Source organism: Lysinibacillus sp. NPDC095746 (assembly GCF_044763535.1).
Taxonomy (GTDB): Bacteria; Bacillota; Bacilli; order Bacillales_A; family Planococcaceae; genus Lysinibacillus.
Genome location: NZ_JBIWGL010000020.1, coordinates 46944 through 60876 on the forward strand (window position 1 = coordinate 46944; position 13933 = coordinate 60876).

A 13933-nucleotide genomic window follows, 5' to 3' on the forward strand; every position below is an offset into this window, starting at 1 on the left:
TGACCTTTTCTGGGATGGTTTTAAAAAGTTATGAAAAAGCTCCTGCGATCAATGACACGCAGGAGCTAGAACGTATTCTAATGTAAAGTTGTTTTTATATGAATATTGCCTAAAAATGTTTTAAAATCATTGAAATCAATCCGTAAAGCATTCCAATAATCGGTATCAACGCCCACCATTGTGTTATCGGAAGTTTATTATCTGTATTTTGAATGATAATCTCTTTTCGGAAATCTTTGTTACCTTTAACCAATTCATCTAGCGAAATATTATATAGCTCACTTAATGAAATGAGATTATCTAAATCCGGATAACAATTACCGTTTTCCCATTTTGAAACAGATTGTCTAGAAACATTTAATTTTTGAGCAATGTCTTCTTGTGAAAAACTGTGCTCTTCTCTTTTATTTTTTAAATTCTGAGATAAATTCATAGATCATTCCGCCTATCATTTTTGATACCTTAACTTTACTAAAAATCCCAACATTAATCGAGAACTCATTGGTTACTTTTTCCGCAACCTAAAGTTGCATCGTTGATTTTAAAGGCTTTTCTACAAAGTTCTAGAAACCTGTACGTGTTTAAAAATAAACTTTTCAGCTGAGTATGTAAATCATTATTTCCCCATTTATAGGTAACTAATTGGTCTTGATATTTCTTAATTCAAATAATGAATAATGTCTCAATTCCTTTTTTAAGCAAGTTTCATTTATAATGAGTCACATAACGAGAAATTTTCAATCGGTAACTTTTATTGCAAAATAATAAGGGATTGCTTATCGTGCTATCACTTACTTATTCTGCTATTCTTAAAATTCTAATGACGATTGACAATATAAAGAAGAAAGGACGTGTGAACAATGCAAGAACCAACAATTCTAGTAGTGGATGATGAGGCAGATTTAGCAAACCTTCTAAAAGTCAGCCTGCAAAAAGAAGGTTATAAGCAAATTCATACAGCTGGCTCCATTCAAGAAGCTTGGACGAGCTTTCAACAGACTCAACCCAATATTGTACTTCTTGACGTGATGCTTCCTGATGGTGAGGGCTACGATTTATGTCGACGTATTCGAGAAGTGTCGCATGTGCCGGTGCTTTTCATGTCAGCCAAAAACGAGGAGATTGATAAAATTTTAGGACTTGCTATTGGAGGGGACGACTATATTACGAAACCTTTTAGTCCTAAAGAGGTCGCCTATCGTGTGAAGGCACAGCTTCGCAGAGCTGGTTATAAAACGCAGGAAGCAGTGCCTGTAACTTCAGCGAACTCGATTCAAATTGGTCCATTCTTGCTTAATGGAGATGAAACGGAGGTACATAAGGACGGTGTTTTATTGGAGCTAACAGCGAAAGAGATCGGCTTGATGACTTGCTTTATGAACAATCCTAATCGAATTTTAAGTAAAGAAACTCTATTTGAGCGTGTGTGGGGAGAGGACTTTTTCGGCTCAGACAATACCGTAATGGTGCATATCCGACGTCTGCGTGAAAAGGTTGAAAATGATGCATCAAAACCTATGTATATTACAACTGTAAAAGGGCTTGGCTATAAATTTGTCGTTCCAAAAGAGGAGCAAGTATGAAATGGAAATTAACAGCTAGATTTCTGCTGTCTGTACTGTCTATTGTTATTATTGTTATTTTCCTGAATACAGCCATTTTAATTGGTTTCATTTTCCAACAGGTAAATAAATACGATAAAACAACTACGTATTCAGAGGAAAACTTCGTGCGCGAGTTCCAACAGTATATTGATATAAGTAATGGAACGGTAGCGGTAAGCAAGGATGGACTTCAACAATTGCATCAGCGAAATGCTTGGATTCAATTACTTGATAATAATGGACAAGTCATTGAAGCCCATTTTGCTCCAAAGAAAGCTCCTGCACACTATGCGCCGATTGATTTAATTCAAGTTTATAAATATAAAGAATTCGACGTAGATACAACCGTATATGTGGGAAGTAAAGAAAGTATCAGTTATCTTATCGGCATCGAAGGAAGTGGCGTTACTAGATATGTCACTCATTTTTCTGGTTCTTCCGTATTACAGTTTATTGGTAAGTTTGGTTTGCTCATTGTCCTTGCTGATTTATTAGTAGCTACGCTCGTTGGCTGGCTTTTCGGTCGAACGTTGACCAAGCCCCTACACGCAATGATTGAACGTATTCGTCATTTAAAAAATCATGAGCATGTTTCTAGTAAAATGCCAGGTGGTGTGTACAAACCTGTTTTCGAGAATTTAAATGAAGTATCAAAAGAGCTTGCCGCACACGAGCAGGAACGTAAAAGATTAGAAATGATGCGTGAGGAATGGATCAGCAATGTGTCACACGATATGAAAACACCTCTTGCTTCGATTCGTGGTTATGCGGAGCTACTGAATGATGGAAAATTGACTGCTGATGAACAAAGAGACTACGCTCACATTATCGAAAAACAATCATTGCATATGCAAGATTTACTCGATGATTTAAATTTAACTATGCGCTTAAGACATCAGCAGCTTCCGCTCAGCTTAACCGAAGTAAATATGGTGCAATTTATTCGTGAAATCGTTATAGATACACTCAATACCCCTCAATATGAGGAAGCCAGTATTGAGTTTAATGCAACGAACGATGTCATCAAGCATCACATTGACGAGCACTTTATGCGACGAGCGATAATGAATTTTTTACACAATGCATTGCTTCATAATCCTTCTGATGTATCAGTTACTATTCTTGTTGAAGATCATTCAATTACGATTTCCGATAACGGTAACGGCATTTCCGCCGAAGATCTTGAACATATTTTTGAACGCTATTATCGAGGGACAAATACTGAGCAGACACATGGTACTGGGTTAGGTACTGCTATTGCTAGAGATATTATTGAAGCGCACGGAGGAACTGTAATAATTACCTCTGAAGAACAACAAGGTACAACTGTTAGCATTCAATTTCAAGTAGAAAAAAAGGAGTAGCCCTAAAACTAGGGACTACTCCTTCTTCTTATTTCTTCATTAACTCCTGTATTTTTGCAGGTAGCTCATGGAATTTTACTTCATCATATGATGAAACTTCTGTTTCTTTTTTTACATAAAGCTTTAAGTATGCATCATGACGTAAATTTTTCTGAGCTGAAAACTTCAATGTTTTCTCTTCACCGTTCTCGTCATAAGCAGGTAGCTCGTACCAATATGACTTCCATATTTCTCCGTTGCTTGCCTTGAATTCCTCCATTTCACCATCAGTAGTGATATGAACATAGTATGCTTCTTTATTTAAACGGTTAAAATCAACGGTCATCAGCACAACAAGACCTACAACGAACAATAAGAACAATGCTCCTATACCTAAGAAAACCTTTTTCATATTAATTCCCCTGTCTAATAATTTTATAGAATGAACGAACTGTAAAGATATAATAGATGCCGTAAATTGCTGAATAAGCAATCATCCACAGAATTACTGGTTTAGTAATATCCATACTAAATAGCTGTGAAAAGGCTAGTAGCGCAAATGCACTATGGACGATGCCAACAACGAGTGGTGCACTAAAGATAACGGCAACCTGCCCTGCAACTGTTTTTAGTATTTGTTTTTTGTTCACACCAATTTTATTTAAAATAGCATATTTAGGCTGATCTTCCTCTGCCTCTGTTAAAACTTTGAAGTAAATAATACTTCCTGTCGCTGCTAAAAATACTAATCCTAAAAAGCTTCCTACAAACAATAGTGATCCTACAGTAGCTAAACCATCCTCATAACTTTGCGGAACACTTGAAAACCCTTCTTGCTGTTCAGTAGATAGTTGATTGTAAATTTCCTTTGAAATAGCCTGTTGCTTTAAGTCATTGTCCATACCAACTACCTGCATTTTAACATCTTCAGCATTAGTTGCAGCGAACACTTTATCATTTACAACGAGGACTGTCCCAGCTGGAATAAAGTTTAATACACTCTCTGTATACATTTTATCCACATGGAATGATTCCCCGTTCTCTAATTTAAATTCTTCACCGGTAAAATCATGTGAAAAACGTTCATCGAAGCTTGTATCAAGTAAAACTGTTGCACCATTTGCAATGTGCAGTTGTTCATCTTTTCCCTGCAATTTTGCTAGACGATTATAGTCGGATTCCTTTAATAATGTATATTCAAAAAACGAAAATTCATTATCCACACGTAATTTTTTCACAGAAAGCGATTCGTTGTATAAGACGTCTTCTTGAGAAAATTTTACCGTATCGCCCTTCCACATAAATGTGTTAGGTAGCGCATGACGTACACTGGCTTCGGCATTGTAATACATACCGAAAACGCCGCCACCTGCTGTGATCGTTGTCGCACTTAAAATAGCGATAATAGAAAGTGATTTAGCATTTGCTCGAATACGGTACAATAATTGTGATACACCAATTAAATTTAAGCCTTTCCATGACCAAGAAGTTGCTTTTTTCAACGCCGTTAACACAAATACGCTAACACTATGGAATAATAAATATGTCCCTGCAATTGTCATACCTATAACCATCAGTGGCGTCCCTAATATTGTGAAGAATCTCCAAATTTTACTCGTAAAAATATCAGCTGACGCTGTATAATAACCAAATGCAAGTAGCGCTGTCCCAAGAATAGCTGCTATTAATGATGCACGTGGAATTTTCTCTCCTTGCTTCTCAGCATGAAACAGGTCAATCAATTTAAATTGATAGATGACACGATAGCCTTGTAAAGATGTGAATAAAAATAGTAGCGCAAAAATACATGTTGTATTGACTAGAGCCTCAGGGGAAAATGTTAAACTTCCTACAACCTCAAAGCCCATTAAACGTACTAAGATCATTAATAAACCTTGTGACATAAAGAATCCAAGAACAATCCCTAGTACTAGAGAAACAAAACCGATCACTAAATTCTCAAAAAAGAGCATTAAGCCGATTTTCTGTTTACGTACACCTAATAGCGAATAAAGTGCTACTTCCTTTTTACGTTTTTTCATAAAAAACGAATTGGAATACGCCATAAAGATGACGATAAAGAATAATAACACAACAGATGATCCACTCATTAAGCCTTTAATTTGCCGTGAAAATTGTTGTGAGGCTAAAATATCATCATTATATTTTAATGTCACAAACGTAAAGTAGATGACGATACTAAAAACCATCGAGGCGATATATAAAAAGTAGTTCGACAAATTACGCTGAATATTTTTACGCGCTAAACTAAATAACGTCATTTACTCCACCTCCGATGCCAGCAAGCACCTGTAAAATCTCTTGGAAGAATTGCTTTCTTGTTTGAGTACCACGATGAATTTCCTTAGAAAGCTGTCCATCTTGAATAAATAGAATGCGCTGGCAAAAGCTTGCTGCGAATGCATCATGCGTCACCATCATAATAGTGGACGCTTGAGAATTATTCAAATCACTTAAACTTTCAAGTAAGTCTGTTGCTGATTTTGAATCCAGAGCACCAGTTGGCTCATCCGCAAATATTAATTTCGGCTCTGTAACTAATGCACGTGATGATGCTGTACGTTGTTTTTGCCCGCCAGAAATTTGGTAAGGGTATTTATCGAGTAACTCTTTTATCCCAAATAGTGTAGCTATGCGTTCTACCTTTGCGTTAATTGCCTTTGTTGGCACTTTTGCAATCGCAAGTGGCAGTACGATATTTTCACGAACGGTTAAAGAATCAAGTAAGTTATAGTCTTGGAAAATAAAACCTAGATTGTCGCGTCGAAAATCTGCTAACTCTGCGTCCTTCATGCGCGCTAAGTTTGTATCACCAATAATGATTTCACCAGTCGTTGGTGTATCGATTGTCGCTAACACATTTAGTAGCGTCGATTTCCCAGCCCCCGAAGGCCCCATTACACCAACAAACTCTCCTTTTTCTACTTCAAATGATATATTCGATAGCGCTGTAAATGTATTTGCGCCTTTGCCGTAAGTTTTTTCTACATTTTGTACCTTTAATAATGGCGTCATAAACGCTCACCTCTTCTTTCTGACTTTAGTATACGACCCCAAACTTACAACAAAGTTGTCGCAAGCTTACAACAACCTTAAATTGTAGACAATTTATCGAGAATTTTTTGCACTTTATCGAAACCTTTATGTGTTTTATCGACCAAAAAGGATTCACACACAAACTGTGCGTGAATCCTCCAACTTTATTATGCTAATACTTTTTTAATATCATCCTCAAAGCTACTCGGCTTATCTGCTGATCCATAACGTCCAACAACTTCACCATTACGATTCACAAGGAATTTGGTGAAATTCCACTTTATACTGTTGCCTAGAAAGCCTTTAGAATGGGATGTCAAATGCTCAAAAATAGGGTGTGCATCTTTACCATTGACCTTTACTATTTCATGCATTGGGAATGTTACTCCATACGTCAACCGACATTGTGATGCTGCTTCCTCAGCAGTCGCAACTTCTTGCTTAAACTGATTTGATGGGAAGCCAAGAATAACAAGGCCTTTATCCTGATACTTTTTATATAGATCTTCTAAGTCTTCAAACTGCGGTGTAAAACCACATTTGGAAGCCGTATTAACAATTAACATTGCCTTACCCTTATAACGATCTAAACTATATTCAGTACCATCGTCTAGAGCAACTTGAATGTCGTAAATGCTCATTTCTAATTACCCCCTATGTTATAAACGTCCATTTTTTCTAGCAATCTGCTGTAGAGGATCCCAAACACCATTGAATGGAGGCGCGTAGGCTAAATCTAAATCTAGTAAATCTGGTAATGTCATTTTATTGTATAAGGCGGTCGCAAACACATCGATCCGTTTATCAACACCTGCAGGTCCAACAATTTGTGCTCCTAAAAGTTGTTGATCTCGTTTACGAACAACAATTTTAATAAACATCCGTTGAGCACCAGGGTAATAACCTGCAATATGACGGGCAGATAATTTAAAGGCCTCATACTCAAAGCCTAGCTCTTTAGCCTTGCGCTCATTAATACCTGTCGTAGCGATTGTTAAATTGAAAAATTTTAAGATTGAAGTACCTACAATACCACTAAACGGCGCAGATTTGCCTGACATATTGAGTCCCGCTAAACGACCTTGCTTATTAGCAGTCGTGCCAAGAGGTACATAATCTAAGCGTTCTTTTACAATATTAAAATGCGTTGCACAATCTCCCGCAGCATAAATATTTTCAACAGATGTCTCTAAATGTCGATTGACGATGACCGCACCATTATTAGCTAGTGCTACACCTGTTCCCTCTAAAAATTGTGTATTCGGTTTAATTCCAACGGCCATAATGACTAAATCTGTATCAAAAGCGCCATTGTCCGTAATAACACGCTCAACACGTTGATTGCCCTCAAACGCCTCTACTTTTGTATTTAGCACAAGCTCGATGTCATTCTTTTTTGCTTCCTCATGAACATGTTGCGCAAGCTCTTCGTCTAAAATTCTTGCAACATAGCTACCTCGTTGAATCAATCTAACTTTTTTACCGCAAGCATGTATCGTCTCGGCCATTTCTAGCCCAATATAGCCTGCACCTATAATTGTTACATTTTCTATATCTAACGTTAAATCAGCTAGTAAATCCTCTAGCTGCGGTATTGTTTTCACCGTGTGTATACCCGCTAAATCTGAACCCTTCTCCACCGGCATAATAGGATCTGCACCTGTTGCAATAAGTAGCTTATCATAAGGAATTTCAAACGATTCCCCGGACGACTGCGTTCCAAAAACTAGCTTCTGTTCGACATCAATTCTGTTCACCTCATGACCAACACGGGCATCAATACGATACTTATCACGAAAAGTTTCTACATCTCTTGCTATAAGACGCTTTGTCGATGAAATACGCCCATCTACCACATAGGGCAAACCACACTGCCCATATGAATAAATAAAGCCACGTTCTACAGATGTAATCTCTGCTCCTGGTACATTTCGATATATTTCCATTGCTGCTGACATTCCGGCAGCATCTCCTCCAATGATTACGTATTTCATCCAACAATCCCCCTTATTTTTTTCTCGTTGCTAGTAAGCCTGCGTAATAGTCCATAAATAAACGGCGTCTGCCTCCACTTACGATGACCCGTATTACATGAATAGCAATTACCATCGTTAGAACAAAATTCGCAATAAAGGCTAGCAATGTAATGACAATTTGCAGTACATAAAATGGTGAATCCATATCTAATTGAATATTTCCGATAGTTGTTATCATTTTCGACGTACATACTACCACGAGAATAGCAACACAACGGCGCCAAGATTGACTGACAATACTTTTGCCGTTTTCACTGACCATTGTAAAACGCATAAATTTCATTCCTAATGTTGCCCCACTTGTAAAGCTTGGAACAACTCCAAATACCAACATATACAAAGCAATTCTCACTAAAAACTCGAACATGCCACTATTGCCTGTTACGACACTAACGAAGAACAAAATGAACTGTGCGATAATCAAATCCACTGCTAGTGCTAACAAAATAGATAATGGCTTGATGATATCTTTTTCGACCATTTCTGCTGCTTTAGCCGCTACCTTTTCATGTGAAGGAAACAGCGCCCACACAACAGGGGCTAAAAAGAATCCTAATAGTGCACCAACACTGTTAAGCATTAAATCATCCACATCAAAAATTCGATACGCACAATTAAAGATGCCATAAATCCCCGTAAATTGAGTTACCTCATAAAACAATGTTAGCAAAAAGCTAAATAGAAATGCACGCTTCCAGTACTCTCTTTTTTTAAGAAAATAACGCAAGTATACTCCGAATGGCATGAGCAGTAAGAAATTATAGAATGCTTGATAAAAAGCAGGCTGCTTTGGTATATAAATCCACGTTGATGGATTCGTCAGAACAATCCCACTATCCTTTAAAATATCCGTGACAAATTGAAAAGGATGTAAATTGTAATGAACGGTATCTGCAGCTTGTAGAGAGCAAGTATCACGTGTTTCCGGGAAAGGTAGTAAAACTAAGCATAATGCCGATAAAAAGTAAAAAATAAATGAGAACATAATAATGGTTTTGGATACAGATAAGTAGCCATATTTCCGATACGTATAAATAAGCCAAGGTACAAATAGTACAAAGGATAAGAAAATTGTTATTAACAAAGCTACCATAATAGAATGTGTATAAACTGACATAGAACACCTCTTCACCATAAAGTGTGGTTGATTTCCGTTTCGACTGGACGTCCGATGAGCCGCTTCAGTGATAAACTTCAAAATAACCTTAAACTTAGTTTAGCACTTGAATACAACACGAATGTTTCACCAACCTTAAATAATCTTAACTAATGATGTAAAGTTAAAATTCCGCGTAAACTCCCAGGAGACAAACAAGAGTACGCCAATGTAGCTCGTGCCTGCCCACTGAAAGAAGAGCGGAATTTTACCAAATAAGAATATTAATTTTTGTTGGAAAGGTTTTACGCGAGCATATTATGCTTTTGCAATTTCCTCATTGCAGAATGCTAAAATTTCCTCTAGCTCTTCATCCTCTAATGCAAAGTCTAAATATTCGCCTTCAGCTTTTTCCATGATGAAGTAATTTAAAATAAATGACTCTTCACCTTTTTCAGCAATTAGTACACGAATTTCAATTCCTGCTTCGTGATAAAGCTCATCTTCTTCATCAATATCTACATCTAAAATAAATTCGTAGCGCTTGCCTTCAATAATGTTTGTTGGATCTAAAATTTCTTCCATCGAGAATTGTGTAATTTCCATTGTACGATCTCCTTTAAGTTAACCTGCTCTTATATATATTAAATCAAATTCAGCATGGGTCAAATAGAAAACTCATATACACTAGAAAGTAATTATGCCACAATGAAATGGAACTAATTGAGAGATATGATTCTCATATGAATACTCTACATAAAGGGGGAGGCTTTTTCTTGAAAGAACTACTATATTATCAAGATGTTATGCTGCGTGAATTTAATGCAACAGTTGTCAATAAAGGGACCGATTTAGATGGCCGTAATTACGTGGTGCTATCAAATACTGCATTTTATCCAACTGGAGGCGGACAACCTCATGACACAGGTACTTTAAATGATATCGAGGTCATCGATGTTGAGAAAATGAATGATGAAATTCGTCATTATATTCAAGGTGACTCTTCAAATTTAGTTGGTGAAGTGCATGGTAAATTGAATTGGCAACGGCGCTTTGATCATATGCAACAGCATGCAGGTCAACATATTTTAACAGCGGCTTTTGTCGAGCTCTTTGATGCACCTACCGTTAGCTTCCACTTGGGTTCTGAGCAGGTCACAATTGATATTGCAGTGGATACCCTAACGGAAGAGCAGCTTATAGCAGCAGAAGCTCGTGCTAATAAAATTATTCTAGAGAATCTTCCGATTGAAACGAAATGGGTTACAGAAAAAGAACTGGAGAACTATAGCCTACGTAAAGAGGTAGCCGTCACAGGAGATATTCGACTTGTTATTATTCCGGACTTTGATTACAACGGTTGTGGCGGTACACATCCAACATCTACAGGACAAGTAAGTGCGATAAAAATCCTTGGCACTGAAAAAATGAAGGGTAATATTCGTGTCTCCTTTGTCTGTGGTCACAGGGTTTTAGCAGAGCTTGCCATGCGAAAGAAAGTACTAGCTGACGTTGCAAGACAATTAAGTGTACCTGAGGTTGAAGCAGCTACAGCACTTACAAAAATGTTAACAACACAGAAAAATACAGAAAAAGCACTCGTAGCAGCAAAAGAGGACCTACTGAATTATGAAGCAAAGGCGCTAGTTTCTAGTAAAGAACGTATTATTACCGCAGCCTTTACTCAGCGTACTATGCAAGAGCTGCAAAAATTAGCTAGAACTATTGTCGCTGAGCAGACTGAAGCGATCGTATTACTTATTTCAGAAAATGAAGACAAGCTCCAGTTTGTCGCAGCACGTGGTGCAAAAGTTGAGAAAAGTATGAAGGACATTGCTGCAAAAGCATTGCCACTCATTAACGGAAAAGGTGGCGGCAGTGAGCAGATGGTACAAGGCGGTGGCGAGCGTATTATTTCTACCGAGCAACTTTTTGAAGCTATACAAGAAGTAGTTCAATAACAAATCATTTCGATGATAGGAGCTCCCCATTACTGGGGTAGCTCCTTTACTCATTCATGGCATCATTTACTGAACATCCTATTGCCGCTATCTCCCCAATTGATAATTATCCACAGACATTTCCTTAGCTGCAGTAATCGTTATCTTATTTCCCCACACATTATCCACATGCAATGCACAACTTATCCACAATCTATCCCGATTACATTAAATTGAATCCTCGGTTGGATTAAATTATAAATTTTACCAGGGATACCTGATTATAATTTACTTTTTTTGCTGATTATAAAAAATAGAATAGTTTCTATACATTTTGAGGGGAGGATTTCTATGAGTTCGGAAAAAGATATTTCACGTCGTGATTTTTTAAAAACGACAGGGATCGCAGCAGGTACATTAGTCGGCGGTGGATTAATAGGAGGCCTTGTAGGCTATAACATGCCTGGTAAAGGAACTGCTACGCTAGAGCATGGTCAGCATGGAACTGCTACTGAAGAGACTGGCTCGCCAAAAGCTAAAATGTTTTTTATGAATCAAAGAGATTTCAATATTTTGGCAAATGCGACTGAACGTATTTTCCCTGAGGACGATTTAGGTCCAGGGGCAAAGGGCTTAGATGTGCCTTACTTTATCGACCATCAGCTAGCAGGCCAATATGGTAGTAATTCTAAAGAATACATGCATGGACCATTCGGTGAGGGTGCGCCAACACAAGGTTATCAGAGTCGTTTAACGCGAGCGGAAATTTTTAAGCAAGGTGTCCAAAGGTTGGAGTCGGAAGCACAGAATCGCTATAAAAAGAGCTTCAATGATATAGAGGCTAAGCAAATGGATGAAATTTTAACTGCCTTCCAGAAAGGCGACGTACAAATGAGTGGCGTCACATCTGCTTTCTTCTTTACTTTATTACGTGCAGCAACATTAGAAGGTGCTTACTCTGACCCTATATATGGCGGTAATCGTAATATGGATGGCTGGCGAATGAAAGGCTTCCCCGGTCATCAAATGGCGTATATTACGCAAATCGAAGAACCGAAATTCCAAAAAATTGAGCCTAATTCATTAGGTAGCCACTAATAGGGGGTTAGTAAATGGCAAAAACATTACCAGGTGTAGACGTTGTAACAGTCGGGGTAGGTTGGACCGGCGGCATTGTCGCTGCAGAGTGCTCGAAGGCAGGCTTAAAGGTCGTTGGCTTAGAGCGTGGACAAAAGCGCGGCACAGAAGATTATTTGACAATCCACGACGAGTATCGTTATGCAATTCGTTATGATTTAATGCAAAATCTCTCAAAGGAAACGATCAGCTTCCGTAATAATCGGAATATGAAGGCATTGCCTATGCGTCAGCTCGGTTCCTTTTTACTTGGTGAAGGGCTTGGCGGCTCTGGTACACATTGGAACGGTATGTCGTATCGCTTCTTACCGTATGATTTTCAAATTAAAACAATGACAGACAAACGTTATGGTGCGAATAAGCTTGGACCTGATTATTTATTACAGGATTGGGCATTAACATACGATGAACTTGAGCCCTATTTCGACAAATTCGAAAAAACGTCCGGTATTTCCGGTGATGATAAAAATCCTTTTAGCGGGAAACGTTCAAATCCTTATCCGACGGGGCCAATGAAAATGACACCGATGCTTACGCAATTTGAAACAGCTGCAAAAAAATTAAAACTATCGCCTTACATGGTACCTTCTGCAAATTTATCAGAAGTTTATAAGAACCCTGACGGTGAAACGATTAATGCTTGTCAATACTGCGGCTTCTGTGAACGCTTTGGTTGTGAATATGGCGCCAAATCATCTGCGGAGGTTACTGTTGTTCCTACTGCATTAAAAACAGGTAACTTTGACTTACGCTATAATTCCAATGTTGTTGAAATTTTAAAGAAAGGCAATAAAGTAACTGGTGTCCGATACATCGATACGATATCTGGTGAAGAATTTATTCAACCAGCAAACGCTGTTGTACTTACTAGTTATGTCTTTAATAATGCCAAGTTATTGATGGTCTCTAACATTGGGGAAAGATATGATCCAGCTACTGGAAGAGGGACACTTGGAAGAAACTATTGCTATCAAATACTCCCTGGAGCTGCAGGGTTTTTCGATGAGCAGTATAACACTTTTATGGGTGCAGGTGCCCTTGGTATGAGCTTAGATGATTATAATGGAGATAATTTCGATCATAGTGATTTAGATTTTATTCACGGTGGAAATATAGCTCTGACACAAACAGGTGCGCGTCCTATCGGCTCAAACCCAACACCTCCTGATACGCCAACATGGGGATCAGAATTTAAAAAACAATCTATTCATTACTATACACGCTCATTCGGGATTGGTGCACAGGGTGCTTCAATGCCACATAAAGAAAATTATTTATCTCTAGATTCTACGTATAAGGATGCTTACGGCTTACCTCTTGTACAGTTAACCTACAACTTTACGGATCAGGATCGCGCACTTCATAAGTATATTTCAGCACGTGCAGCTGACATTATGAAAGAAATGGGCGCTAAAATTGTTGTCCCAAATGCTGAAATCACTGATTACAATATTGTACCGTATCAAACAACCCATAATACAGGCGGAACAGTTATGAGCTTAAAGCCAGAGGATGGCGTTGTGAATAACTACTTGCAACATTGGAATGCAGAAAATCTTTTTGCTGTAAGTGCCGGAAACTTTGCACACAATAGTGGCTATAACCCAACAGGTACTTTAGGGGCACTAGCCTACCGCTGTGCAGAGGGTGTTGTGAAATATAGCAAATCAGGCGGTTCCTTAGTATAACTTCTTTTTAGCGGATGTTTGGACACCCGCTA

At 38.1% G+C, this 13933-nt stretch carries 13 protein-coding genes; 5 read left to right on the forward strand and 8 right to left on the reverse strand.

The annotated features are described in order from the left end of the window. Nucleotides 1-109: 109 nt before the first annotated feature. Complete coding sequence (locus tag ACIQ7N_RS15620; RefSeq protein ID WP_274067715.1) at nucleotides 110-433, reverse strand: helix-turn-helix domain-containing protein; 324 nt, start codon at nucleotides 431-433, stop codon at nucleotides 110-112. Nucleotides 434-860: 427 nt separating this feature from the next. Here ACIQ7N_RS15620 and ACIQ7N_RS15625 point away from each other — a divergent pair, with 427 nt between their 5' ends. Further along, nucleotides 861-1583, forward strand: coding sequence for a response regulator transcription factor (locus tag ACIQ7N_RS15625; RefSeq protein ID WP_402933650.1), 723 nt, complete (start codon nucleotides 861-863; stop codon nucleotides 1581-1583). After that, nucleotides 1580-2968: a sensor histidine kinase gene (locus ACIQ7N_RS15630; protein WP_402933652.1), complete on the forward strand. Its 1389-nt coding sequence runs from the start codon at nucleotides 1580-1582 to the stop codon at nucleotides 2966-2968. The genes ACIQ7N_RS15625 and ACIQ7N_RS15630 overlap by 4 nt, the downstream gene beginning before the upstream one ends. Nucleotides 2969-2996: 28 nt before the next feature. On the opposite strand, the gene ACIQ7N_RS15635 is transcribed toward ACIQ7N_RS15630, so the two are convergent. From ACIQ7N_RS15635 to ACIQ7N_RS15665, 7 genes are all read right to left on the reverse strand, one after another. Further along, the gene (locus ACIQ7N_RS15635; protein WP_402933654.1) at nucleotides 2997-3359 is read right to left on the reverse strand and encodes a YxeA family protein; all 363 of its coding nucleotides are present in this window, start codon (nucleotides 3357-3359) and stop codon (nucleotides 2997-2999) included. Between the two features lies 1 nt (nucleotide 3360). Continuing rightward, nucleotides 3361-5229 (reverse strand): FtsX-like permease family protein, encoded by a 1869-nt coding sequence (locus ACIQ7N_RS15640; RefSeq protein WP_402933656.1) that lies wholly within the window; start codon nucleotides 5227-5229, stop codon nucleotides 3361-3363. Continuing rightward, on the reverse strand, nucleotides 5216-5983 hold the full coding sequence (locus ACIQ7N_RS15645; RefSeq protein WP_132363565.1) for an ABC transporter ATP-binding protein: 768 nt from the start codon (nucleotides 5981-5983) through the stop codon (nucleotides 5216-5218). Before ACIQ7N_RS15645 ends, ACIQ7N_RS15640 begins: the two co-directional genes overlap by 14 nt. Before the next feature lie 188 nt (nucleotides 5984-6171). Further along, nucleotides 6172-6645, reverse strand: coding sequence for a glutathione peroxidase (locus ACIQ7N_RS15650; protein WP_402933658.1), 474 nt, complete (start codon nucleotides 6643-6645; stop codon nucleotides 6172-6174). An 18-nt stretch (nucleotides 6646-6663) separates the two neighbouring features. After that, on the reverse strand, nucleotides 6664-7998 hold the full coding sequence (locus ACIQ7N_RS15655) for an FAD-dependent oxidoreductase (RefSeq protein WP_402933660.1): 1335 nt from the start codon (nucleotides 7996-7998) through the stop codon (nucleotides 6664-6666). Between the two features lie 13 nt (nucleotides 7999-8011). Continuing rightward, on the reverse strand, nucleotides 8012-9157 hold the full coding sequence (locus tag ACIQ7N_RS15660) for a VanZ family protein (protein ID WP_402933662.1): 1146 nt from the start codon (nucleotides 9155-9157) through the stop codon (nucleotides 8012-8014). Between the two features lie 297 nt (nucleotides 9158-9454). Continuing rightward, a complete protein-coding gene (locus tag ACIQ7N_RS15665) occupies nucleotides 9455-9742 on the reverse strand; it encodes a DUF6509 family protein (protein ID WP_132363573.1) in 288 nt (95 codons plus the stop codon). A gap of 170 nt (nucleotides 9743-9912) precedes the next feature. On the opposite strand from ACIQ7N_RS15665, the gene ACIQ7N_RS15670 reads away from it, so the two are divergent. The 3 genes from ACIQ7N_RS15670 to ACIQ7N_RS15680 all read left to right on the forward strand — a co-directional run bounded on the left by ACIQ7N_RS15670 (nucleotide 9913) and on the right by ACIQ7N_RS15680 (nucleotide 13901). Further along, nucleotides 9913-11097, forward strand: a complete 1185-nt coding sequence (locus ACIQ7N_RS15670) for an alanyl-tRNA editing protein (protein ID WP_402933665.1) — start codon at nucleotides 9913-9915, stop codon at nucleotides 11095-11097. A gap of 330 nt (nucleotides 11098-11427) precedes the next feature. Beyond that, nucleotides 11428-12174, forward strand: coding sequence for a gluconate 2-dehydrogenase subunit 3 family protein (locus tag ACIQ7N_RS15675; protein ID WP_248717655.1), 747 nt, complete (start codon nucleotides 11428-11430; stop codon nucleotides 12172-12174). Between the two features lie 14 nt (nucleotides 12175-12188). Beyond that, on the forward strand, nucleotides 12189-13901 hold the full coding sequence (locus ACIQ7N_RS15680; protein WP_402933668.1) for a GMC family oxidoreductase: 1713 nt from the start codon (nucleotides 12189-12191) through the stop codon (nucleotides 13899-13901). Nucleotides 13902-13933 lie beyond the last annotated feature (32 nt).